We start from the raw sequence: 23,337 nt of genomic DNA, 5'->3' as shown, positions 1-23,337 counted from the left end.
TGCCCCTTCGTCATACCGCCACGGCCTGCCGGACATGGCCGTCCTGTCCGAAAATTCGCAGATAGCGTTCCATTTCCGCCGGATTTCCCGTCGCCTTGGACGGGTTGTCGGACAGCTTCACCGCCGGGCGGCCATTCGCGCTGATAACCTTGGCGACGAGCGAGATGGGCTCCAGACCGTGTCCGCCGGCGGGGTCGCAACCGCGAAAGTCGTTGGTCAAATTGGTGCCCCAACCGAAGCTCATCCGCACTCGGCTGTGGAAATGGCGATAGGTCGCCTCGATACTCTCCACATCCATGCCATCCGAGAAGATCAGCAATTTGCCGCGCGGATCGCGGCCATGCGCCTGCCACCACGCCATGATCTGCTCGCCCCCCTCGATCGGCGGCATCGAGTCGGGGCGAAACCCCGTCCAGTCGGCCAGCCAGTCTGGCGCGTTGCGCAGGAAGCTGGTGGTGCCAAAGGCATCGGGCAAGGCGATTAGCAGATTGCCGTCATAATGCGCCTGCCACTCCTCCAGGACGCGATAGGGCGCCTGTGCGACCCCGGCGTCATCCTCGGCCAGCGCGGCGAGCACCATGGGCAGTTCATGCGCGTTGGTGCCGATCGCCTCCAGGTCGTTGTCCATCGCCAGCAGTACGTTCGAGCTGCCGATGAAGCGATCGCCCAGCCCTTCCTTCAACGCCTCGACGCACCAGCGCTGCCACAGGAAGCTATGACGCCGCCTCGTGCCGAAGTCGGAGATGACGAGGTCGGGCAATTGGCGCAGCCGCTCGACCTTCTCCCACAATTTGGCCTTCGCGCGCGCATAGAGGATGTCGAGCTCGAACCGCCCCCGCCCCTTCATGGCGGCACGCGAGCGGAGTTCGTTGACGATGGCCAGCGCCGGGATTTCCCACATCGTCGTATGGGTCCAGGGCCCATCGAAATGCAGCTCGAACTGCCCGTCGACGGTACGCAGTTCGTAATCTGGCAACTGGAAATCGGCGAGCCACTGGATGAAGTCGGGCGCGAACATGCGCTGCTTGCCGTAAAAGCTGTTGCCCGCCAGCCAGATCAGCTCCTTCTTGGTGAAGCGTATGGTTCGCGCATGATCGAGCTGCTCGCGCAATTCGGTCTCGTCAATCACCTCGGCCAGGCGTACCGACGTGCTGCGGTTGATCAGCGAAAAGGTCGCCTGCACGTCCGGGTGCCGATGCCGGATCATCTGGAGCATCAGCAGCTTGTAGAAATCGGTGTCGAGCAGGCTGCGCACGACCGGATCGAGCCGCCAGCCATGATTATAGACGCGCGTGGCGATGTCGGTAACGGGCATGGTCGGTCCTTCAACGGGTCATGAGGGAAAGAGGAGGCGCGGCGAGCATCATCGCGCCTGCCCCCGGAAGCGATAGAGTTCGGCGGGGCGAAACGAGGCCCCCGCCTCCCGCTCACCGGTCGCGACGAGCCAGCCGCGATCGAGCATACGCCGACGAAAGGCCGGTTTGTTCACGCATCGGCCCAGGATCGCTTCGTAAACCTCCTGAAGCATTCGCAGCGTGAAACGCTCGGGTAACAGAGCAAAGGCGATCCCCGAATAGTCGAGCTTCCCCCGCAAGCGCTCCAGGGCGACGCCGATCATCATGCCGTGATCGAAGGCGAAGTGAACCGGCTCGCCGTCGTCGATCCGCGCCTCGACCCTCTGCTTTGATCCCGGCATGGCCAGCCGTGCAAGGCGCAATTCGGGAGCGGCCTTCAGCGCCGCCACGAAGCGATCGGCCGGCAGGAGCGCGAAGTAAGCGACACTGATCACCCGCATCCGAGGGTCGCGATCGACCGCGCCGAAGGTGTAGAGTTGCTCGACATAGGCCTCGGTCATATGCGCCTTGTCGCGCAGGATACGATGCGCCGCGTCGTCCAAGCTCTCGTCCATGCCGACAAAGCCGCCCGGCAAGGCCCAGAAACCAGCGAAAGGATGTTGGCGGCGTGCGGCGAGCAGGATCGCCGGCACGCCGTCAACGACGCTCATTAAAATCAGATCGACGGCGACCGAAGGCCGCTCAAAGGCGTTGGGGTCATAGCGTTCGAGAAAGGCGCCTTCATCCATCGGATCACCTTATATCCACCTTGCATTTTACTTATGCGCGCATCAGATATATGTCAAATGGCAGGAGACGGGTCATGAAGCGCTTTGTGATCGTTGTGGATATGCAGCGGGATTTCGTGGCGGCGGATGGCGCGCTGCCCGTGCCGGGTGCCGAGGCGTTGATCGCGCCGATGAATGCATGGCTGGCCAGCTTGCGCCCGGCCGACGTTACCGGCGTGTTGTTCACGCTCGATACTCATCTGCCCGAGGTCTATGCGCGGTCGGAGGAGGCCGAGCAGTTTCCGTTGCATTGTGTGAAGGACGCACCGGGATGGTCGCTGATGGTCGCCCCTTCCGCGGTCGATCCGGCCATTCCGACCTATACGCTCGAAAAGGGTGTTTTCGACATGTGGGAGGAGCCGGACATCACCCTGACCCCAGGTGATCGGAGCGAACCGATCGAACGCGAGGCCTTCTTCGCTCAACTCAAGGCGGCCGGCGTCCAGGATGTGACGGTCGTCGGGGTGGCGGCGGACTATTGCGTGCGCTGGGCCGTCGACGGCCTTATCCAGCGTGCCTTTCGCGTATCCGTCATCCCCTCGCTCACGCGCGGCATCGTCCGGCCGATCGATCTCGTCGCGGCCGAAGAATGGGGCGAACATCCGGTCAATCTTCAGGAAGCCGCGATCTGAGCGCGCCCTCATAAGCGAGTCCCGACCCGGACGGAACACCCGATCGAGGCCGCCCTATACCAGCAATTGCTACTGCGATTGACTCGCACTTTCGTCACTTCTATTCCCCGCTCAACAGGGGGGAAAGTGATGAGATTTTCAACCGTCTCAGCGGTGGCAGCATTGTCGTCGTCGTTCGCACTGGCCGCGCAAGCCCAGGCACAGGTCACCACGCAACAGGTCGTCACCGATCCGACCGCGGCGAGTTCGGCCGCAAAACCGGGCAATAGCGAGATCGTCGTGACCGGCGAGAAGACCAACCGCAGTCTGCAGGAAACGCCGGCCAGCGTCGCGGTGACGACCAACCGCACCATCACCGACCAGACGCTGCTGGGCGTCTATGACGTGCTCAATCGGACGCCGAATGTGGTGGCCAACGGCTCCGACACCCGCTTCTCGATCCGGGGCATCGACGCGTTCAACGTATCGGGCGGTGGCGACGGTCTACTCGCCACCGTCTATCTGGATGGCGCGTCCATCCCCCAGCCGGCTTTGTCGGTCGGCCCGCTGGATCTGTACGACATCGCCCAGATCGAGATTTTTCGCGGACCGCAATCGACGGTCCAGGGTCGCAACGCACTGGCCGGTGCGGTCATCATCCGTACCACCGACCCCAGCTATAGCTGGACGGGGCGAGCCCGCGCCTTGCTGACCGGCCCCAATGGCGAGCGCCGCCTGGCCGGTGCGGTCGGCGGACCGATCATCGACGGCCAGCTCGCCTTCCGCGTCTCGGGCGAGGTCGCCGCCTCCGATGGCAACAGCTACAATATAACCCGGCACGAGAAGGCCGACCGACGGGCATCGGAAACGATCCGGGGCAAGTTGCTCCTGACGCCCGACGCGATACCGGGGCTCCGGATCGTCGCCACCTATCTCCACGACCGGCATCAGCGCGGATATTATTATACCGAGTTCGATCCGCCCTATGCGTTGCGCGACCGCGTCGCGATCGAGGACGTCGCCGATGTGAACACCACGCGCAGCGATATCGCGACGATCGAGGCGGGCTATGACCTGGCACGTGGGATCTCGATCAACTCGGTGACCAACTATAGCGCGATCACCAATGTCATGCTGTTCGACACCGATCGCAGCCCGACGCCGGGGGGCATCAGCCGGATCGACAATCCCTTCCGCACCTTCCAACAGGAACTGCGCCTCAACCTCGATACCAGCTGGGTGCGGGGCGTCATCGGCGGCTATTATCTGCGCGAGGATGTTCGGGGCTATCGCTTCATCGCCGACCAGCAGTTGCAGCTGACCAGGCTGGGCGTACCTCAGGCCCTGGTCGCGGCCGGGGTGCCGGCGGTTGCGGTGGCGGCGACGCTCAACCTCTATGGCAATGCGGTCTCGATCCGCAACACGCTGACCCAGCCGCGCCTGACCAACAATTATGCCGGCTATGCCGATCTGACCTTCCCCATCACATCGCGGCTGCGCGTGGTCGCCGGCCTGCGGTACGACCGGGAAGATCAGGATCGGGGGGCGACGCAAGTGATCTCGCTCCGCGTGCCGCTGCCCAACCCGGCGACGTCGGGGGCGCTTGCCCCGATCGTGACGTTGCTCAATGGCCGGTTGACGACGCTTTTAACCGCCGCGAACACCTCGAGCCCGGTCCGGCGAGTATCCTATGACGCCTGGTTGCCCAAGGCTGGCATCACCTTCGACGCCGCCGACAATGTCTCGCTCAGCGCGACCGCGCAGCGCAGCTACCGGGCGGGTGGCGCCGGGATCAATCAGCAACGGGGCAGCTATTACACCTACGACCCCGAATATACCTGGACCTATGAGCTTGCGCTGCGATCCGAGTTTCTCGACCGGCGGCTGACGATCAATGCCAATGGCTTCTACACCGACTGGCGCAATCAGCAGGTGACCGTTCGACTGACGCCGGGAGCGGTTTTCGATTCCCAGACGATCAATGCGGGCCACTCGCGCGTCTATGGCGGTGAACTGTCGATCACGGCCCGGCCAGCGCCGCAACTGAGCCTGTTCGCAGGGGCAGGCTATACCAACACCAAGTTCCTGACGTTCGACATCGGTACCGCCGGCATTCAGGGCGCGGCGGCGGGCAATCAGTTCACGCTGGCGCCGCACTGGACTCTGTCGGGCGCCGCGACCTGGCAGCATCCCAGCGGTCTGTTCGCCAATGTGAACGCGCAGTACCGCAGCAGCTTCTATCAGGACACGGTGATCCAGACCGTGCCCGACATCCGCCCCCTCACCCTCGTCAATGCGCGGATCGGTTGGCAAAATGCGCATTTCGGCGCTTATCTGATCGCGAGCAACATCTTCGATGTGGCGAAGCCGACCCTGTCGATGCTGGATTTCGACGGCCGCAGGCGCGGTGTCCTGACCGCGCCACGCACGCTCGGCATGAGCCTGGAAGCCCGCTTCTAAAACGGGACGGGGCCGGACCGCGATCCGGCCCCGATCGCCTTACCAGTTCACCCCGGCGCGGGCGTAGAGATAGCGGCCGTTGAAGCCGAACGGCGAGTAATAGGGGAAGCCCAGCACGCCGGTCGAATTGTTGGCCGCGATCTGCTGCTGCGGATAGACATCGAACAGATTGCTGACGCCCAGCCCCAGCTGCACACCGCGATCGGCGGTATAGCGCAGTTCGATATCGGTGATCGCGCGGCGCCCGGTCGGCACGTCGGCGGCGGACGTCGTCCCCGGCTGGATGACATTGCCATAGTAGGTCACTCGCGCCAGCGCGCCCAGCCGGTCGAGCGACCAGTCGATCGTGCCCGTCACCTTCTCGCGCGGCGTCCCCTGCTCCAGCGTCAGGATACGGCTGCGCGCGAACAGCGTCGGGGCGGGATTGAGCACCGCCGTCGAGGTCGGCACGCGCGTCACATCGACATCGTTGATGTTGCCCGCGACCGTGAAGTCGAAGGTCCCCGCCCCCGTCGTGCGCCAGCGATAATGCGCCACCGCATCGATGCCCCGCGTGGTCGAAGCCAGCCCATTGATGAAGAAGCGCGCGGCCGACACGTTGAACGGCGCCAGCAGGGCCGCGACCTGCGGGCTGAAGGTCGCCTGGATATTCTCCGACAGGCCGAGCTGGTTGCGCAGCCGGATCTGATAGGCGTCCACGGTCAGGTCGAAGCCCCCTGCCCGCACCACGGTGCCGATCGAGAGGTTGGTCGACTTTTCCGGCTCGAGCGGCAGGCCACCCAGCGAGGCGCCGACCGACGACACCGAGGGGAAGGTGCCGGTCAAGATCGGCACGCCATTGGTGACAACCGAGGCGATCTGCGTGAAATATTGCTGCTGCAGCGACGGCGCGCGGAAACCGGTCGAGGCGGTGGCGCGGAAGGCGAGCCAGTCGACCACGTCATAGCGTGCCGAAATCTTGCCATTGGCGGTGCTGCCGAAATCCGAATAATCCTCGAACCGGCCCGCCAGACCGACGAGGAACTTGTCGGTCAGTTGCGCCTCCAGATCGAGATAGGCGCTGCCGTTGCGCCGGCTGCGCTTGGTCTCGTTGCGGGGCGAGAAGCCGCCAAAGCCTTGAGCGCCCGGCGATGCGCCAGCCACCGCGCCGGTCTCGGGATAGTCGTAGGAAGCGCGCTCGCCCGCGATGATCCGATACCCCTCGCGCCGCCCTTCGATGCCGAAGGCCAGGTTCAGCGACTGGAAGACATCGAACTGCCGCGTAACGTCCAAGCCGGCGACATACTGGTCGTAGATCAGCGCGCCGTCATTGAAGTTGCGCGGCGTCGCCGCACCATAGGCATAGTTGGCGGAGTTCAGCGTGCGGAACGTGATCTTGTTGCGGCCATAGCTGAACGACAGATCGACATCGAACCCGGCGACATTGCCCTTGATGCCGGCGGCCGAGTTCAGATCCTGCGACTTGGTGTTGATGATCGGCAGGAAGCCATCGGGATAACCGGCCAGCCGCGTGGCGGCGCTGGCCAGACGCGGGAAGGCCGCACCGCGCGAGTCACGGTCCTGATAGCCGACAAAGCCATAGAGGCTCCAATTATCGGTCAGCGAGGTGCCGGCGTTGATGAACCCGGTATATTGTTCGACTTCCGGGTCGCCATAGCGGCCGGTGATGCGGGTCGGGGTGACGCGCGGATCGAAATCGGCGCGGTTGGTCGGCTGGCGATTCAGATATTCGCCCGACACGGTGACATAGCCGTCGTCGCCGAAGCCGAAGCCCTGCCACAGCGACGCGGTCACCGCATGCTCGCCGGTGACGTGACGGTTACCGCGCGCCGTATCGACCTGGGTATCGTAGAAACCGTAATTGACCTGAGCGCCGCCGCCCGACCTTGCCTTGCGCAAACGGAGGTTCACGACGCCCGCGATCGCATCGGAGCCATATTGTGCCGAAGCGCCGTCGCGCAGCACCTCGATGCGGTCGAGTGCGACCGTCGGAATGGTATTGAGATCGACCGCCGCCGAACCGCGCCCCACCGTGCCATTGGTGTTCAGCAGCGCCGAGGTGTGGCCACGAATGCCGTTGATCAGCACCAGCGTTTGGTCGGGCGACAGGCCGCGTAGCGTCGCGGGGCGGATCGAGTCCGTCCCGTCATTGGCGGACGGACGCGGGAAATCGATCGACGGTGCGACGGTCGCCAGTGCGGCCCCCAGCTCGGTCGTCCCTTGGCGCTGAAGGCTGGCGCCACTCAGCACATCGACCGGCGAAATGCTGTCCAGCCGCGTGCGCCCCTCGACACGGGTGCCGGTGACGATCACGTCATTCTGCTGGTCGGCGGGGGTCGCGACATCGGCGCCGGTGGGGGCGGCCTCGGCCGGTTCGCTCGCCTGCGTGCCCGATGCCGGCGTCGTGCTCTGCGCGAAAGCCGGCGAGCCGATCAATGCGGCGAGGATGGTGCCGGTCAAAGCGGCCGTGCGAAGCTGATGCACCCTTGCAATCTCCCTGTGTTGCCCGGTGTGACCCGGACGATCCCTATAGGCACAGCCAGGTCCCTGATAGGGATGAGAAAATCTGTGCTCGGGCATAGGCGGAATTGGGGAAACGGGCCGGCCACGATCCGATAGCCGCGAAATGGCATGGCCGGATTCCAAGGGCTTATCGCCAACAAGAAAAGTGGAATCTCCGCATTTCCACTCGCGCGAAATGATGGACAAAAGGAGTACGCCATGCATAGGTCATGGCGGTGGCGGCGTTACTATTTCTGTTATTGGCGGTCGTGATGGCGTTCACTGGCGACGGTGCGTCATGGATCGTCGCGGCCACCGTCGTGGTGGCGGCGATCGCCGGGACCTTGCTGCCCGATCTCGATACGCCGCTGCGCCTTCGCCATCGCAGCGCCTTACTTCACAGCATCCTGCCGCTGTTCGTCGCCACGCTCGACCCGCGGACATGGCCGGTTGCCGCTGGTTTGGGCTTCGGTATCGGGCTGCATCTGGCGGCGGACCTGTTCCCCAGTCGGATGCGAGGGTTCGCGACGATCAAATTTCCGCTCTGGGGATCGATCGGGCCGATCCTGTCCTATCTCTGGATCGCGACCAATGCGGTCGCCAATCTGCTCGGCGGCCTGATTCTGCTCGGCCGCGTGGCACAGGGCCAGCCGATGCTCGCCGCCATGGCGACGGTCGGGATCATGGGAACCGTCTATCTGATCCGCACCGATGGCGGATGGTGTGCACTGGGCCTGTTCGGACTGATCGGCTGGCTGGCCTTCCGCTGAACGTCCTACGGCCTCTCAATCGAGCGAACAGGCGGTGATGGCCGGCGTAAACCGGGCATTGTGGAGCTGCCGCAGCCGCTCGACCTGAGCCAGCGAAGCGGTCAGCACGGCGGCCGGCGCCAGGCGATCGGCTCGGTGGAGCGCCAGCAATTCGGCGTCGGGCAAGCCCTGCATCGCCACTTCGTCGATCGTGTAGAGCCCGGCTAGGTCATGATCCGACCCATCCGCCTTGTTCAGCGACACCGCCAAGGGGCGGATCAGGTGATGCGCCGCCCAGGCATCGACCAATGATTGCACCGCCGTGACATCGGCCACCACCTGACCCAGCGCGCGGGCGATATCCGCCACGATCGGCGCCGGACGATCCCCCTCGAACAGGGCTTCCCCCTCCTGCCCCAGGGTCGGGTCCGCAGGATCGATCGCCAGCCCCCCGGCCCCGTCGGCAGCCAGCCGGAAGCCGCCGAGCAGCGCCGCGCGAGGGACATAGGTCGCCTGAAACCCGCCGGCGAAGACGAAAAGATTGGCCGGTTCGATGAGGCTCATCAGCGCAACCAGGTTGAACCGCCCGGTCTGCCCATCCTTGGCCAGGCACAGCGGCATGTCGGCGGCGGCAAAGGCGATCTCGGATAGGCCGATGCGGATGATCCGGCGCGTTGCACCCGCCGCATGACGATTATAGCGCAGCGCGCCATGCGCGGCTGGGGAAAGCGGAGTGATGCCGGTCATACCCGTTGCAGACCATGTTCGCGGATCGCGCGCAACAGGTCGCGGTGACGCGGCGCACGGTCCCGCAGTTCGTCCTTGGCGCGCGCCGTCCGCGCGGCGAAACGCTGCGCGAGAACCGCTTCTGGTGCGGCCGGGTCGATCGGCGGACAGGCGCCGTCAAAGCCCATGCCGTGGAGGACATATTGATAGCTGGGCCAGGAAAAGACCTCGCGCGCATGCTCGAAATCCTGGGGAGCGGGCGAATGATGCCGCCACAGCTCCAGCCGCTCGGCCAGCCCGTCGGGGATCGAGGCGGCCGCAACATTGTCCCGCCAGAAGTCGCTGTCGGTGCGCCGGGTCAGCACATAATGCAGCTTCAGAAACTCGATGATCCGCATCCAGTGATGGGTGAAGGTCGCATTGAACTGGCGCGCCATGACGTCCATCGCGGATCGGGTACGCGGCAGGCGATCGGCAATCGCGTCCATCGACGCCTCGATGAGCATCAGCGCGGATGCCTCCAGCGGCTCGATGAACCCGGCGGACAGGCCGACCGCGACGCAGTTATTCTGCCAAAAACGCTCGCGATGGCCGGCATCGATCGTGATGCGTCGGACATTCAGGTCGGCCGCACGGGGCCCGACATAATCACGCAGCGCCGCTTCCGCCGCGTCATCGCTGATATGCGCGCTGCTATAGACATGCCCGACGCCGCGCCGGCTCCACAGGCCGATGTCCCAGATCCACCCCGCTTTCTGCGCGGTCGACACGGTGTGGCAAGTGATAGGCGCGTCCTCGTCGTCATAGGGCACTTGAAGCGCCATGGCCCGGTCGGCGAACAGGGTCTCGCCACAGCGACGGAACGGTACATCGTACACGCCACCGATCAGCAAGGCGGCAAAGCCCGTGCAGTCGACGAACAGATCGCCGGGGATCAGCCGGCCATCGGCCAGTTCCAACTGCGCGATGTCGCCATGTCCGGTCATATGCGGGCACACCACATCCCCCACCACATGCTCGACCCCCAGCACATCCACGCCATGGTCGCGCAGCATCGTCGCGAACTGGCCGGCATCCAGATGATAGGCATAGTTCGCATGGCCCGCATATTCGGGCATCACGATCGTCTTCGGGGCAAGCCCCGCGTCGCAGAGCATCGCCTGATAATCGACCCAGTCCGCAAAGACCGCCGCGTCGCCCTCCGGCCGATGCTGCCAGTGCGGCGCCATATCGATCTCGGTCGCGCCGGCCGGGGGGTTGAGTGGATGGTAATAGCCATCCTGCGGCGTTCCATCGGTCCAGCCGACAAAGCGCGCGCCCTGTTTGAACGCGGCGTCGCATGACCGGATGAAATCGCTTTCGGTGATCCCGACCTTGGCGAGCGTGTTGCGCATCGTCGGCCAGGTCCCCTCGCCCACGCCGACCGTCGGCACGGTCCGGGATTCGACCAGCGTGACGCGAACGGCGTCCCCCGTCCGTCGCACGCGGGCGGCCAAGCGACAGGCCGCGATCCAGCCCGCCGAGCCGCCGCCCACCACCACGACGTGCCGCACCGAACCGTCGCCCTGTTCCGCCCGCTCCGTCATCCGCCTCTCCCCCTCCCAGCGTCCATCGTATGCCATTCGCGGCGATTACAATTGAACTTGTCTGACATAGCGCATAAGCTTGGCCCAGCAAGTCGTTCAAGAGAAGCGGCTGCGGGACATGTGATTAGGGGAGAGATATGATCCAAGCTGCTGCAATCAAAAAGCGTCATCGCATGCGTGTCGTGGGTGGCCTGTCCAGTGCACTTGTCGCACTTATCGCCGCCACACCGGCCTTGGCGCAGACCCAGACACCGCCCGCCGATCAGACTGCTACTCTCCCCAGCCAGACCGAGGCGGACGGCACCTCCGCCGATATCGTCGTCACCGGCATCCGCCGCAGCATCGAATCGGCCGCCGCCGTAAAGCGCGATGCGGCCGGCATTCTCGACGCCATCTCGTCCGAGGATCTCGGGAAATTTCCCGACGCCAATGTCGCCGAGTCGCTGCAACGCATTCCCGGCGTCGCGATCGACCGCAGCAATGGCGAAGGCCAGTCGGTCAGCGTGCGCGGCCTCGGCCCCGCCTTCAACACCGTGTTGTTCAACGGCCGCAGCTTCGCGTCGGACAATTACAATCGCGCTTTCTCCTTCGACCTGATCCCGGCCGAACTGATCAGCGGCGCGCAGGTCTATAAGAGCTCGCAGGCCTCGCTTCAGGGCGGCGGTATCGGCGCGACGATCAACGTCCAGACGCCGCGTCCGCTGGCGCTCAAGGAGTTCAAGGGCGTCTTCACCGGCAAGGCGCTGTATGAGGGCAACAGCAAGAAGGTGACGCCGCAGCTCTTCGGGCTGCTCAGCGACACCTTCGCCGATGGCAGGCTGGGGTTGCTCGCCTCGATCTCGTACCAGAAGCGCATCGCCTCGATCCGTGCGATCAACACCGACGGCTATATTCCCGGCACCTCGGTCGGCCCGAACAGCGCGCCGCTCTATACCAATGTCTATGCCCCGCGAAACCAGGACGTGAACGAGACGCGCGACGCGCGGACCCGCCTGGGCGCCACGCTAGTCGCGCAATATGCCCCGACCGACGAGCTGACCTTCACTGTCGACGGCCTGTACAACCGGTTCAAAAGCGACACGACGACGCGGGGTTTGGGCAGTTGGTTCGAGCCGACCAGCTACACCGCCGCCGGGATCGATTCCAACCGCACCGTCACCTCGCTGACCACCAATGGCAATGCCGACTTCATCGCCTCGGGCGGGGTGCGCGAGACGACGACCTATGAGGCCGGGTTCAATGCCGAATGGCGCCCGACCGAGACGGTGCGCATGGTCTTTGACGCCACCTATTCGCAGGCCAAGAATGCGGGCGGCGGCAAATCCTATTTCACCGTTATCGGCGTGCCGACCCAATATTCGTTCAACGCGGCCGAAGGAAACGGCATTCCCTCCACCTCGGGCTATGCCGGCGGCGTGCTGACCAACCCGGCGCTGGGTCGTACCCATATCGCCGGGCGTACCGGCAATGACGTGACCGAGAAGGTCCAGGAATATCGCTGGAACACCGAATGGAAACCGGGCTGGGACATCGTCTCGGCGCTCCGCTTCGGCGTGACCGGCACCTCGCGCGACAAGCGCAACGTCCCCTTCTCGTCCGATCCTAATATCGGCTGCCTCTATTGCGGCTATCCGACGCTCGCCGATCCGTCGCTGCTCTCGCCCTTCACCATCGGAGCACTGGGACAGAAGGGCGGCAGCGTGCCGACCACCTTCCTGACCTATGATCCCCAGGCCTATTTCAACTTCCTGACCAGCGCGGCGGCGACGGCCGCGCTCGATCGTGCCCGGGGCCAGCCAGTGGGCACGACGGCGGCGATCTTCGCGCGCACCAATGGCTATGCGGTGACCGAGCAACCCTCGGCCCGCGTGCGCGAAAAGGTGTTCGCCAGCTATGCGGATGTCGATCTGGAGGGGACGGTCGCCGGGCTCCCCTGGTTCATCAATGTCGGCGGGCGGTATGAATATACCGAACTAGTCTCCGCCGGACAGCAATTGCAGTTGACCGACCTGCTGCCGGTGCCAGGCGATCCGACGACCTATACCGGCGTCTTCGCCAACAACCGGGCGGCGGTATCGGTCAACCGGCGTTCTTCCTACAGCAACTTCCTGCCCAACCTGAACGCCAAGCTGAACTTCACGCCCAAGCTCCAGGCGCGCTTTGCGGCGTACAAGACGCTGACGCGGCCAGCGATCGGCGACTTGGCGCCCAGCCTGGACATCGGGACGCTGCGCCCCGCCACGCTGACCGCCAGCGGCGGCAATCCCGAGCTGAAGCCCTATCGCGCGACCAATTTCGACCTGTCGCTCGAATGGTATCCGACGCCGACCACGACCCTGTCGGCGGCGGTGTTCCATAAGACGGTCAACGACTTCATCGTCCAGACCTTTGGCGAGGAATTGTTCACCATCGCCAATGCCGGCAACCTGCCGGTCGGCGGGCTGATCGTCGGCCCCAACACCGCCAAGTTCAGCGTCCGACGCCCGCGCAACGCGGAGTCGCTGAAGATCAAGGGGCTCGAACTGAACGTGGTGCATACGTTCGACTGGCTGCCGGGCGTGCTGAGCGGTTTCGGTGTGCAGGCCAATGCGACCTTCGTGACCACCAACCGCGAATTCGACGTGAGCCAGGTCGGCCAGTCCTTCGCGGCAGAGGGTATCGGCAATTCGCAGAACGCCACCCTGTTCTACGAAAAATTCGGCGTGTCGGCGCGTATCGCCTATAACCGGCGCGAACGCTTCCTTCAGCAGCTCGCGGGCGGTCCGGGTAACGAGCCGGTGTTCGTGCGCGATTACGGCCAGTTCGACGGCAGCGTGGCGGTGAACGTCACACCCTTTGCCCAGGTCTTCGTCGAGGGGACCAACCTGTTCAACGCGAAATATTTCGCGACCGGGCGCTTCGACAACCAATTGCTACGCTACCAGAATTTCGGGCCTCGCTATGACGCGGGCGTCCGCTTCTCCTTTTAAGGGCTGAACCATGTCGGGGCGGGAGGGCATCGCCTTCCCGCACCGATCTTTCCGCTGCTCGGAAAGCCGCCGAACCATCACTCCGCCGCGATGACGGTCAGTGCGGCCGCCAGCGCGTCGAAGACCGTCCGGCATCGCGAGATCCGCCGCAAATCCTCATGCATGACGATCCATAGGGGAAGCGGCAGGTCCAGCGCATCGGGCAAGATACGAACCAGCGCCGGATCGCGGCGGGCGATCGCGGTCTGGCAGATACCGATGCCGAAACCGGCCCGGATCGCCGCAAACTGCGCCGCGTCGCTATCGACCCGCAGGGCGAACATCGATCGATCGATGCCGGGCAAGTGCCGCATCGCCGCGCGGATGAAGTTGGTCTGCGTGTCGAAACCGATCAGGTCATGCCCGCGCAGCTCGGCCAGCGTGCCCGGTATGCCGCGCCGATCCAGATAATCGCGGTGAGCATGGAAACCCAGGCGAACGGCACCGACCTGTCGGGCGACCAGCGCCTGCTGGGCGGGCTCGAACATCCGGACCGCGATATCGGCACGGCGTTGCAGCAGGTCGTCGGGCTCATCGGACAGCGCCAGTTCGATCGTAAGTGCGGGATGCGCGCGACGTAGGTCAGTGAGGATGGGCGGCAGGTGCATGACGCCGACCGCCTGGCTCGCACTGATCCGCACGACGCCGGACACATGATCCGGCTCGCCGCTGCCGGTACGGCGCAGCGCCCGGGCCGCATTCACCAAGGCCTCGGCATGAGGGCGGAGCGCATGGGCACGATCCGTGGGTGACAGCCCCCGCTGCGAGCGGACGAAGAGTTTGCCGCCCAGCTCCTGCTCCAGTGCGTCGATATGGCGCGCGATGCTCGGCTGCGTCATGCCAAGCGCTCGGGCTGCGCCGGACAATGATCCTTCGCACAGCACCGCTGCGAAGCTGCGATAGACGTCCCAACTTGGCTCCTCGCTCATTCATTTTCGTATAGCTGATTGCCGTTTTTCGGCAATTTCCGTTTCACCGCCCCGGCATCATTATTCCCGGCATCACGAATGATGGAGGTGATGATGACGCAGCGCACGGCCCTGATCTTGGGCGCCACGGGTGGCATTGGCGGCGCGATGGCCCGGCGACTGCTCGCGGGGGGCTGGACGGTGCGGGCGCTGACGAGAACGAGCGGCGCGCCACTTCCCAAAGGATGCGAACGCATGATCGGCGATGCCTTGGACGAGACCAGCGTGATCGCCGCCGCCGCCAGGGCCGATGTTATCGTGCACGCGGTCAACCCACCGGGCTATCGCGACTGGGAGACGCTGGTCCTGCCGATGCTCGACAGCACGCTGGCGGCGGCGAAGGCGAATGGCGCGCGCATCGTGCTGCCTGGTACCGTCTATAATTTCGGGCCCGATGCCTTCCCGCTGATCGCCGAAGACGCCCCCCAGCATCCGCGCACCCGCAAAGGCGCAATCCGTGTCGCGCTGGAGCTACGCCTGAAGGCGGCGTCGGAGGCCGGCGAGGCCCGGGTGCTGATCGTCCGGGCCGGCGATTTTTTCGGACCGGGGGCTGCGAACAACTGGTTCGGTCAGGGACTGATAGCCTGCGGCACACGTCCCCGTGTCATCCGCAATCCCGGCAAGCGCGACGTGGGGCACCAATGGGCCTTCCTGCCCGACGTCGCTGAGACGATGGCGCGGTTGCTCGACCGCCCCTCTCTCCCAGCCTTTGCGCGCTTCCATATGGACGGCCATTGGGACCCGGATGGGCGCGGGATGGTCGAGGCGATCGCGCGCGTATTGGGCGATCCGGCCGTACCGATCCGTCCGCTTCCCTGGTGGCAGCTTCGCCTCGCCAGTCTCTTCGCGACGACGCCGCGCGAACTGATGGAAATGCGCTATCTGTGGCAGCGACCGGTGCGCCTGGACAACCGCCGCCTGGTCGCGGAACTTGGCGACGAACCGCATACGCCACTCGATGAGGCGGTGCGCGTGACGCTGGCGGGTCTGGGCTGTTTATGAGGCCGGGTGGCGCGGACCATCATCATCCTCTATATTCCACCGACAACGAAGGAGCCAAGCCCGTGAACAACCGGAAGATCAGCGCCATCCGCCCTGCCCTCCCCGTCCGTCACGGTGCCTATGTCCAGTTTCCTGACCTTCTCGCATCTTTCCGCCGCCACGCCTGACGGCCAAGCGCTCTTCCACGATCTGACCTTTGCGGTCGGGACCGAGCGTATCGGTCTTGTCGGCCGCAACGGATCGGGCAAATCCACGCTCCTGCGCATCGCCACCGGGGAAGCCATGCCCTTATCGGGCAGCGTCCATCGCACCGGTACGATCGGCATGCTCATTCAGGCCTGGCCCGAAGAAGACAGGGTTGCTGAAGCGCTGGGCGTTGCAGGGCCACTGGCTGTCCTTGCCCGGATCGAAGCCGGGGGCGGCACGGCCGCCGACTTCGATGTCGCCGACTGGATGCTTCCGGCCGCGATCGATGCCGCGCTCGCCGATATGAGGTTGGACGGCATCGACCTTCACCGACCGATGGGCAGCCTGTCCGGCGGCGAGCGAACGCGGATCGGCATCGCCAGACTGGCGATCGCACGGCCCGATCTGTTGCTGCTCGATGAGCCGACCAACAATCTCGATCGGGAGGGTCGCGCCGCCATCGAGCGGCTTGTCGCAGGCTGGCGTGGTGGCCTGTTGGTCGCCAGCCATGACCGCGCCCTGCTCGAGCATATGGATCGCATCGTCGAGCTCAGCCCGATCGGCAGTCGCATCGTCGGCGGCGGCTGGTCGGTTTTTGCCGCCGCACGAGACGCCGAGCGGGCGCTTGCCGAAGCCGAACGCGATCGCACCGACGCGGCGCTTCGCGCCACTCGCCTCGCCGCCCAGACCGCGCGCGAAGCGAAGGATCGCCGCGACAAGGCGGGTCGCGCTTTCGCCGCCAAGGGGTCGGAGCCGAAGATCCTGCTCGGCGCTCGGGCGGAACGGGCGGAGAATAGTGGCGGGCTCGCCCGTCGTCTTGCGGATCGGCAGATCGGGGAGGCCGCGCAAGCCCATGACGCGGCCCGCGCACGGATCGAGGTCCTCACGCCACTCACCATAACGTTACCAGCCACCGGCCTGCCCCCGCAGGCGCAAACCCTTGCGATCGAGCAGGCGACGGTCGATCGCGGTGGCCGGCGCTTCGGGCCGTGGTCGCTGGCGATTCATGGTCCGGAACGCGTTGCGATCACTGGTCGGAACGGCGCAGGCAAATCAACCCTGCTCCGCCTCGCGAGCGGCGACCTCACGCCACTCACCGGCACCATCTGGCGGCGCGACGATCGGATCGCGATGCTCGACCAGCATGTCGGCTTGCTGAACCCCGACGATACGATCTTCGGCAATCTGCGGCGCCTCCACCCGACGCTCGACGACGAAGCCGCCCATGCCGCCTGCGCACGCTTTGCCTTTCGCAATCGCGACGCGCAACGGGTCGTCGGCAGTCTGTCGGGTGGCGAGCGTCTCAGAGCTGGTCTCGCCGCCGTTCTTTCGGGGCCGCAGCCGCCTTGGCTGCTGATCCTCGACGAACCGACCAATCATCTCGACATCGAATCCATCGAGGTGCTCGAATGCGCCCTCAAAGGGTTTGACGGAGCGCTGCTCCTGGTCAGTCACGACGCCCGCTTTCTGGATGCGATCGGCATCGGACGGACCATGGCCATCGACGCCGTCGAAGAAGATGGCAGCGTAACGAAACCCGGCTAGATTGCGCTCATGAAGCGTCTTCAGATCGCCATTGCGGGATGCGGCCCCGCCGGTCTCGCCTCGGCGTTGCTCCTGCATCGCGACGGCCATCATGTCACGCTTTTCGAGCGGTTCGATGCGCCCCGGCCGGTCGGATCGGGACTGATGATCCAGCCGACCGGCTTTGCGGTGTTGCAGGCGCTGGGGTTGGCCGATGGCCTGCTCGAACTGGGCGCGCGGGTGGACCGCCTGCACGGCGAAGCCGGAAGCAGCGGGCGGGTTGTTCTCGATGTGCGCTATTCGGCACTGGGCAAGCGTGCCGCATTCGGCGTCGGCGTTCACCGCGCGACCTTGTTCAGTCTGCTGCACCAGGCCGTCGTCACCGAGGGGATCGCGATCGAGACCGGCTGCGGGGTGACCGGTAGCGAGCCGTCCGCCGGCGACCGCCGCTATCTGCTGCTGGAGAAAAGCCGCCGCATCGGCCCGTTCGACCTGATCGTCGATGCGCTCGGCACACGCACACCGCTCGCACCGCCCTGTGGCCGTGCTTTGGCCTATGGCGCGCTGTGGGGAACCCTCGACTGGCCCGCCCATGCCGGATTCGATCCGGCGGCGCTCGAGCAACGATACCTGCGGGCGAGCGTGATGATCGGGGTGCTTCGGACCGGACGCTTTCCGGGCGATATGCGTCAACAAGCCGCCCTTTTCTGGTCGCTGCGCGCCGATCGGCTGGCGGATTGGCGAGCGGCGGGGCTAGACGCCTGGAAGGCCGAGGTCGCCGCGCTATGGCCTGCGACCCGGTCGCTGCTCGATCAGATCCACACGCCCGAGCAGCTCACCTTCGCTCATTATGCGCATCGCACGCTGCCCGCGCCGACGGAGACGGGAATGATCCATATCGGCGATGCCTGGCATTCGGCCAGCCCGCAATTGGGCCAGGGTGCGAATATGGCGTTGCTCGATGCCTATGCCTTGGCGCTGGCTTTGCGGCGGTCACGGGACGTTGCATCGGCGCTGACCGATGCGATCGCGATGCGGCGGCGGCATGTCCATCTCTATCAGACGCTGACCGCCTTGTTCACGCCGGTCTATCAATCCGACAGCCGGGTGATCCCCTTCATACGCGACCGCATTGTCGGCCCCTTGTCGAAGCTATGGCCTGCGCCGCGCATTCAGGCGGCGACCGTCAGCGGCTTGGTCGGCCATCCGTTGAAGCCTTTGTTCGACTGAATATTGCGGCCGCTCCGTGCGCCTGGAGTTCGGGCGGACCGATACCGCGCCGTCTTTCGCCCATCGTCGGGAAAAGGCGCGTCGCTACGCGACAGAGCAAGCGATTGGGCGTCGCAACTCTTTCTCTCGAAACAAGGAGGCTCCGAGTCGCGCCTGAGCTTGCTCTGATTACTCCGCGCCTTGCCCTCACCTACCCAAATCTTTGAAATTTCTTTTTTCATGCGGCGGCGCGGGATGTATTTGACTCATAACGAAATTTTCATGATTGAAAAACAAAGCATTCCAAGCGGTTCGATTCCTTATTGTCAGTCTTATTAATCCCTCGCAGGATGCGGCTCGCGGATGTCGGCAGCATGACAAGGTCGCACCGCGAAACCCGGAGAGGAGTAGAGCGATGGGCAGATTTCATGTCGTGCGCCAGGCGGTGGCTTGCTGTGCACTGATCGGTTCGGCCGCCTTCGGCCAGAATGTTGCCGTCAACAATGGATCGCAGTTCACGACGACGACCGGCGACGCCGTGCAGGCTCATGGCGCTGGGATCGTCAAGGTCGGCAATTATTATTACATGCTCGGCGAAAATCGGGACGGCTGGCTGTTCAAGGCGGTTTCGATGTATCGCTCGACCGACCTCAACAACTGGGAATTCCGCCGCGACATCCTGACCCGCAATTCGGCTCCCAGCCTCAACACGTCCAACATCGAACGGCCCAAGGTCATCTACAACGCCGCGACCAACAAATATGTGCTGTGGGCGCATAAGGAGAACGGCCAGGATTATGGTGAAGCACGGGTCGTGGTCGCGACGTCGGACACGGTCGACGGGGACTACACCTATGTCGGCGAGTTCCGGCCGCTCGATTATGAATCGCGCGACATGACGCTGTTCGCCGATACCGACGGCAACGCCTATCTGATCTCGGCGGCGTCCAACAATTACGACCTCAACATCTATAAGCTGAACAGCAGCTATACCGGCATCGACTCGCTCGTGACGGTCCTGCAGGGCTATCACCGCGAGGCCCCGGCGGTGTTCAAGCGCAACGGCGTCTATTTCCTGATCACCTCGGCCGCGACCGGCTGGAACCCTAACCAGGCCGCCTATCAGACCGCAACGAGCATGGCCGGCCCCTGGACTGCGCCGCAGGGCTTCGGCGATCCCCGCACCTATAATTCGCAATCCACCTATGTGCAGCCAGTGCAGGGGACCAATGGCACATCTTATCTCTATCTCGGTGATCGCTGGGGTCCGGCAACGGGGCAGCAGCCCAATGATTCCACTTATGTCTGGCTGCCGTTGACCTTCCCCAGCGCGACCTCGGTGGACATGCCGACCTCGTCGCAGATCACCATCAATGCCAGCGCCGGTACGATCGCCAATGGCTATAGCGGCACGACGCTGACGATGATGAAGGTCGCCTCGAGCGGGCTGTGCGCCAATGTCGCCAACCAGTCGCGCAACTATGACTCCGGGATCATCCAATGGGATTGTGACGGCGCCCCCAATGCCACGATCGAACGACGCCCCGCCGGCAATTATACCCAATATGTCTTCCAGCAGAGCGGTCTTTGCCTGGCGGAGGCGGACAATGGCAGCGATGTCGTGCAGACGACCTGCAATATCGGCAATCGCGCGCAATGGTCGGTGTCGGGATCGGCGATCATCAACCGCGCCAGCGGCCGCTGCCTCAACGTATCGGGTGACTCGCGCGACCGCGGCGGCAAGCTGATCACCTGGCCATGCAGCGGTGCCATAAACGAACGCTGGTCGTTCACGTCATGACGAAGCACCATGGCTGGATGACGCTTGGCGGGGCAGCGGTCGGTCTAGCTGCGCTGGCGGCCGGACTAGTCCTGACGCGGGGCCCAGCCGGGGACACAGGCCATGGCGAAATCGCGGTCGTTGGTGGGGCGGCACCAGCCGCCTCGCCGTCCGTGGTCGTGGAGCACGCTCCCAAGCCACTCCCTGCCCCACCACCCGTCACGGTCGCCACACGCAAGCCGCATGTAGCGGAGGCACTCGCCCGCAGCGACTCCGACACGCGCAACGTCGCCGAACTCATGCACCAGCAACCGCGCGACGCCCGGGGGCAGGCGATCGAGCAACGTGTGCTGAGCGCGTTTACCGGTCATTTCGCCGGTTCCGTCGTGGGCGAAGTGAAGGTCGCCTGCACGATCACGCTGTGCGAACTATCGGGGACGGCAAATGGCGGTCCCGAAGCGGCCCGCACCGCCTTCCGCGCCCCGGCAGTGCAGCAGGCCTTGGCCGCGATCGGCTATTCCGGGGGCGAGGAAGTGGTCGCAGGCCATGATGGGCAGACGGATTTTGTCTTCTACGTCAATCGTGAGGCGTGAGGTACAAGCACCAAGACCGCGTTCGATGCGATCTCCGGGCGTCGAGCAGTGGAATGAAGCGGCTTCTCACTCCCCCAGATAGAAGGCGGCCGCATCGGGATCGAAGAACGCCGCACGAAGCGGCATAGTCGCCGCGCCCACCGCTGCAGCATCTCCGCCGATCATCGATGGAGCAATTCGGGCCGCGGGGCGGTGGAAGCCACGGCGCTCAGGGTTGGTGAAGCGAATGCGCTCGGCAATCCGCGAGGCCAGTGAGGTCGGCAAACGGCCACCCAGCACGATCATGCCGGGATCGATCGTTGCCGAAATCGCAGACGCCACTAGATTGAGCGACGGCAGGCTGCGATCCAGCCACAGGTCTACGGCCGGATGTGCCGGATCGAAGCCGGCGAGCATCGAGTGGAGATCGGGAAACGGCGTACCGGTCTCCTCGAAGATCAGTCGCAAGGCCTCCAGATTGGGCTGCGGCCAATCCACCGGCAGGATCGAGGCGAATTCCCCCGCATTGCCATGGCGTCCCCGCAAGGGCAGCCCCTTGGAAATGATGCCGCCGCCGAAACCGACGGAAAAGTACAGATAGGCAAAATCACGTGACGTCCGGCCATGACCAAGCATCGCTTCGCCGATCGCGGCGACATTGCCGTCATTGTCGATCCAGACCTTCTGCCCCAGCGCGTCGGCCAGGATCGTATCGAGCGGCACCAGCGCCCAAGGATCGAGCAGACGGGGCGGGTTCAATCGAGCGCCGTCGCCGATGAAATATCCCGTCACACCGACGCCGATCCCGACCAGCGTCGTGCGGTCGCGCCCCGCTTCGGTAACTGCGTCGTCGATCATCCGGCGGATCTGGCGACAGGCTGGTTGGATGGCGGTGTCGGCCAATCGTTCGCTATGGACGCCCTGCACCTGTCCGGCCAGATCGAGAAGGACAAGCGACACGGCATCGGTCATCACCGACACCCCGACCGCAAAGGCCGCCCCCCCCTCCAACGTCAGTTTCGCCGCCGGCTTGCCACGCCCGGCGGCAACAGGCATCGCCTCTTGGAGCAGGCCACGTGCGATCAGTGGCTCGACCAGGCGAGTGATCGAATGCGGTGCGAGCCCGGTCAGCCGGGCAAGATCGGCGCGACTCAACGCCCCATGACGCGACAGCAATTCCATCACGACACGCTCATTGGCGGTCGCAGTGCGGCGTCCGTCTTCACGCAGGAATCGGGCCGGATATTCGCCTGCGGTGATCGCGTTCATGCGCTTGGCAAAGCCCGCAGGATCGCTGCTGTCAAGCGGGTGTGAGGACCGTAACGCCTTAACTATGCAGGCAGAACCATCGATGGGAGGTGGAGGCGGTATAGCCGTGCTGGGGAAGTGGGCGCCTCCCGGCGCCCTGGCAAACGCGCGGTCCGACCCATCCGGTTCGGCACATCGCTTTTGCGGGAATGCGGCGTGGAACAGGCGACAGGGCACGGGGCCCGTTCATGGCAGCCAACGAACCTTGTAGAGCTTCATACCCGGCGTCTCGATCCGCCGTGGGTCGGTCGCATCCCGGTTGGCCACCGTAAAGCCATGCGCCCACCAGCTTTCCTCCGCCTGCACCCATGCCATCGCTTCTCGCGTCACGCTGACCGCCTTGACCCGTAGCTTGGGATTGAGCGCCGATAGGGGCGTGAAATCGCCGTTGTCGGGATCGAAGCGCCAGACACCATCGTCGGTGGTGACGACATAACCGCCATCGGGCCCCGGTGACAGGTCGTGTCCGTCCCGGCGACTGGGCAGCGTCCAGCGCGCGGTTTCGATCAGGTGGAGCTTGGCCGGCTTCGGATCGAAGGAAAAGGCCTGGATCAGGTCATGCGACAGGGCAAACAGCCGCTGCCGCCGCGCATCCCAGACCGCGCCATGGCCGGAGGGCAGCGGCAGGGCGATCAGCGGATGCTCGCTCCGCGACAATTTGTAGAGTTCCAATCGATCGCTCACCCCGGATGCCTATCTGATGCTCCGCCGCCAGGCCGCCCGCCTGTCGCGTGACGATGTGGCGCGCCGCATCGCACGCGGGCCGGAAGGGGTCAGCATCGCGGCGCAGCTCCTCCGGTCGCTGGAGACGCCCGGCGTCCGCGCCAAGCTGCGCGCGACGCTCGACCAGTTGCGCGCCGTCTTCCCCTTCGACCCGGATGTCTATCACCAGCTCTACAATGCACCGGCCGGCGCGCATCCGCGCATCTGTCGCGGGTGCGGGGTCAGCGCCTGGGACATGGAGACATCGCCAGGCGTCGAAGCCGGCGGCTGGCACGATGATGCGACCTGCCTGGCCTGCGCC

18 protein-coding genes are annotated in these 23,337 nt (G+C 64.9%); 10 read left to right on the top strand and 8 right to left on the bottom strand.

Annotation, left to right across the window (positions count from 1 at the left end):
* Positions 1–10: 10 nt before the first annotated feature.
* Entirely contained in the window at positions 11–1,315 is a 1,305-nt protein-coding gene (gene pncB / locus SP6_RS04255) for a nicotinate phosphoribosyltransferase (protein ID WP_007404372.1), read from the bottom strand.
* A gap of 48 nt (positions 1,316–1,363) precedes the next feature.
* A complete protein-coding gene (locus SP6_RS04250; protein WP_007404388.1) occupies positions 1,364–2,083 on the bottom strand; it encodes an NUDIX hydrolase in 720 nt (239 codons plus the stop codon).
* 74 nt (positions 2,084–2,157) lie between these two features.
* Between SP6_RS04250 and SP6_RS04245 the strand changes: the two genes are divergently transcribed.
* Positions 2,158–2,754, top strand: coding sequence for a cysteine hydrolase family protein (locus SP6_RS04245; RefSeq protein WP_037568185.1), 597 nt, complete (start codon positions 2,158–2,160; stop codon positions 2,752–2,754).
* A 129-nt stretch (positions 2,755–2,883) separates the two neighbouring features.
* Positions 2,884–5,193 carry a TonB-dependent receptor gene (locus tag SP6_RS04240; protein WP_126053143.1) on the top strand — a complete coding sequence of 770 codons (2,310 nt, stop codon included), beginning with the start codon at positions 2,884–2,886 and terminating at the stop codon, positions 5,191–5,193.
* Between the two features lie 39 nt (positions 5,194–5,232).
* Here SP6_RS04240 and SP6_RS04235 read toward each other — a convergent pair whose 3' ends face one another.
* Positions 5,233–7,677, bottom strand: coding sequence for a TonB-dependent receptor plug domain-containing protein (locus SP6_RS04235; protein ID WP_007404307.1), 2,445 nt, complete (start codon positions 7,675–7,677; stop codon positions 5,233–5,235).
* 248 nt (positions 7,678–7,925) lie between these two features.
* Between SP6_RS04235 and SP6_RS04230 the strand changes: the two genes are divergently transcribed.
* Complete coding sequence (locus SP6_RS04230) at positions 7,926–8,465, top strand: hypothetical protein (RefSeq protein WP_007404427.1); 540 nt, start codon at positions 7,926–7,928, stop codon at positions 8,463–8,465.
* Between the two features lie 15 nt (positions 8,466–8,480).
* Here the strand turns inward: SP6_RS04230 and SP6_RS19980 are convergent, their stop codons facing one another.
* Together SP6_RS19980 and SP6_RS04220 are read right to left on the bottom strand one after the other, a co-directional pair.
* A complete protein-coding gene (locus SP6_RS19980) occupies positions 8,481–9,191 on the bottom strand; it encodes a SapC family protein (protein WP_007404342.1) in 711 nt (236 codons plus the stop codon).
* Positions 9,188–10,756, bottom strand: a complete 1,569-nt coding sequence (locus SP6_RS04220; protein ID WP_007404398.1) for a tryptophan halogenase family protein — start codon at positions 10,754–10,756, stop codon at positions 9,188–9,190. Before SP6_RS04220 ends, SP6_RS19980 begins: the two co-directional genes overlap by 4 nt.
* A gap of 173 nt (positions 10,757–10,929) precedes the next feature.
* Between SP6_RS04220 and SP6_RS04215 the strand changes: the two genes are divergently transcribed.
* A complete protein-coding gene (locus SP6_RS04215; RefSeq protein WP_050794147.1) occupies positions 10,930–13,725 on the top strand; it encodes a TonB-dependent receptor in 2,796 nt (931 codons plus the stop codon).
* Positions 13,726–13,802: 77 nt separating this feature from the next.
* Here SP6_RS04215 and SP6_RS04210 read toward each other — a convergent pair whose 3' ends face one another.
* Positions 13,803–14,693, bottom strand: coding sequence for a LysR family transcriptional regulator (locus tag SP6_RS04210; RefSeq protein ID WP_007404329.1), 891 nt, complete (start codon positions 14,691–14,693; stop codon positions 13,803–13,805).
* Positions 14,694–14,786: 93 nt separating this feature from the next.
* Between SP6_RS04210 and SP6_RS04205 the strand changes: the two genes are divergently transcribed.
* The 5 genes from SP6_RS04205 (at position 14,787) to SP6_RS20805 (ending at position 21,026) form a co-directional block, all read left to right on the top strand.
* Complete coding sequence (locus SP6_RS04205) at positions 14,787–15,734, top strand: NAD-dependent epimerase/dehydratase family protein (protein WP_007404322.1); 948 nt, start codon at positions 14,787–14,789, stop codon at positions 15,732–15,734.
* A gap of 120 nt (positions 15,735–15,854) precedes the next feature.
* Complete coding sequence (locus SP6_RS04200) at positions 15,855–17,465, top strand: ABC-F family ATP-binding cassette domain-containing protein (protein WP_007404318.1); 1,611 nt, start codon at positions 15,855–15,857, stop codon at positions 17,463–17,465.
* 9 nt (positions 17,466–17,474) lie between these two features.
* A complete protein-coding gene (locus tag SP6_RS04195) occupies positions 17,475–18,674 on the top strand; it encodes an FAD-dependent oxidoreductase (protein ID WP_007404294.1) in 1,200 nt (399 codons plus the stop codon).
* Between the two features lie 394 nt (positions 18,675–19,068).
* The gene (locus tag SP6_RS04190; protein WP_042468591.1) at positions 19,069–20,454 is read left to right on the top strand and encodes a family 43 glycosylhydrolase; all 1,386 of its coding nucleotides are present in this window, start codon (positions 19,069–19,071) and stop codon (positions 20,452–20,454) included.
* Positions 20,451–21,026: a hypothetical protein gene (locus SP6_RS20805; protein ID WP_126053146.1), complete on the top strand. Its 576-nt coding sequence runs from the start codon at positions 20,451–20,453 to the stop codon at positions 21,024–21,026. Before SP6_RS04190 ends, SP6_RS20805 begins: the two co-directional genes overlap by 4 nt.
* Positions 21,027–21,092: 66 nt before the next feature.
* Here the strand turns inward: SP6_RS20805 and SP6_RS04175 are convergent, their stop codons facing one another.
* Positions 21,093–22,274, bottom strand: coding sequence for an ROK family transcriptional regulator (locus SP6_RS04175; RefSeq protein WP_007404324.1), 1,182 nt, complete (start codon positions 22,272–22,274; stop codon positions 21,093–21,095).
* Positions 22,275–22,499: 225 nt separating this feature from the next.
* On the bottom strand, positions 22,500–22,997 hold the full coding sequence (locus SP6_RS04170) for a hypothetical protein (protein ID WP_126053147.1): 498 nt from the start codon (positions 22,995–22,997) through the stop codon (positions 22,500–22,502).
* Between the two features lie 16 nt (positions 22,998–23,013).
* Between SP6_RS04170 and SP6_RS04165 the strand changes: the two genes are divergently transcribed.
* Positions 23,014–23,337, top strand: a 324-nt coding sequence (locus tag SP6_RS04165; protein ID WP_053003276.1) for a hypothetical protein, incomplete at its 3' end; no start/stop codon positions are given.

The organism is Sphingomonas paucimobilis NBRC 13935 (genome assembly GCF_000739895.2).
In the GTDB taxonomy this organism is placed as follows: Bacteria; Pseudomonadota; Alphaproteobacteria; order Sphingomonadales; family Sphingomonadaceae; genus Sphingomonas; species Sphingomonas paucimobilis.
This window is presented reverse-complemented; position numbering and strand designations above follow the sequence as displayed.

Excerpts from the sequence above, each read along its gene's own strand:
- pncB (WP_007404372.1), bottom strand. The coding sequence starts at position 1,315 with ATGCCCGTTACCGACATCGCCACGCGCGTCTATAATCATGGCTGGCGG.
- SP6_RS04250 (WP_007404388.1), bottom strand. The coding sequence starts at position 2,083 with ATGGATGAAGGCGCCTTTCTCGAACGCTATGACCCCAACGCCTTTGAG.
- SP6_RS04245 (WP_037568185.1), top strand. The coding sequence starts at position 2,158 with ATGAAGCGCTTTGTGATCGTTGTGGATATGCAGCGGGATTTCGTGGCG.
- SP6_RS04240 (WP_126053143.1), top strand. The coding sequence starts at position 2,884 with ATGAGATTTTCAACCGTCTCAGCGGTGGCAGCATTGTCGTCGTCGTTC.
- SP6_RS04230 (WP_007404427.1), top strand. The coding sequence starts at position 7,926 with ATGGCGGTGGCGGCGTTACTATTTCTGTTATTGGCGGTCGTGATGGCG.
- SP6_RS19980 (WP_007404342.1), bottom strand. The coding sequence starts at position 9,191 with ATGACCGGCATCACTCCGCTTTCCCCAGCCGCGCATGGCGCGCTGCGC.
- SP6_RS04220 (WP_007404398.1), bottom strand. The coding sequence starts at position 10,756 with ATGACGGAGCGGGCGGAACAGGGCGACGGTTCGGTGCGGCACGTCGTG.
- SP6_RS04215 (WP_050794147.1), top strand. The coding sequence starts at position 10,930 with ATGCGTGTCGTGGGTGGCCTGTCCAGTGCACTTGTCGCACTTATCGCC.
- SP6_RS04210 (WP_007404329.1), bottom strand. The coding sequence starts at position 14,693 with ATGAGCGAGGAGCCAAGTTGGGACGTCTATCGCAGCTTCGCAGCGGTG.
- SP6_RS04205 (WP_007404322.1), top strand. The coding sequence starts at position 14,787 with ATGACGCAGCGCACGGCCCTGATCTTGGGCGCCACGGGTGGCATTGGC.
- SP6_RS04200 (WP_007404318.1), top strand. The coding sequence starts at position 15,855 with ATGTCCAGTTTCCTGACCTTCTCGCATCTTTCCGCCGCCACGCCTGAC.
- SP6_RS04195 (WP_007404294.1), top strand. The coding sequence starts at position 17,475 with ATGAAGCGTCTTCAGATCGCCATTGCGGGATGCGGCCCCGCCGGTCTC.
- SP6_RS04190 (WP_042468591.1), top strand. The coding sequence starts at position 19,069 with ATGGGCAGATTTCATGTCGTGCGCCAGGCGGTGGCTTGCTGTGCACTG.
- SP6_RS20805 (WP_126053146.1), top strand. The coding sequence starts at position 20,451 with ATGACGAAGCACCATGGCTGGATGACGCTTGGCGGGGCAGCGGTCGGT.
- SP6_RS04175 (WP_007404324.1), bottom strand. The coding sequence starts at position 22,274 with ATGAACGCGATCACCGCAGGCGAATATCCGGCCCGATTCCTGCGTGAA.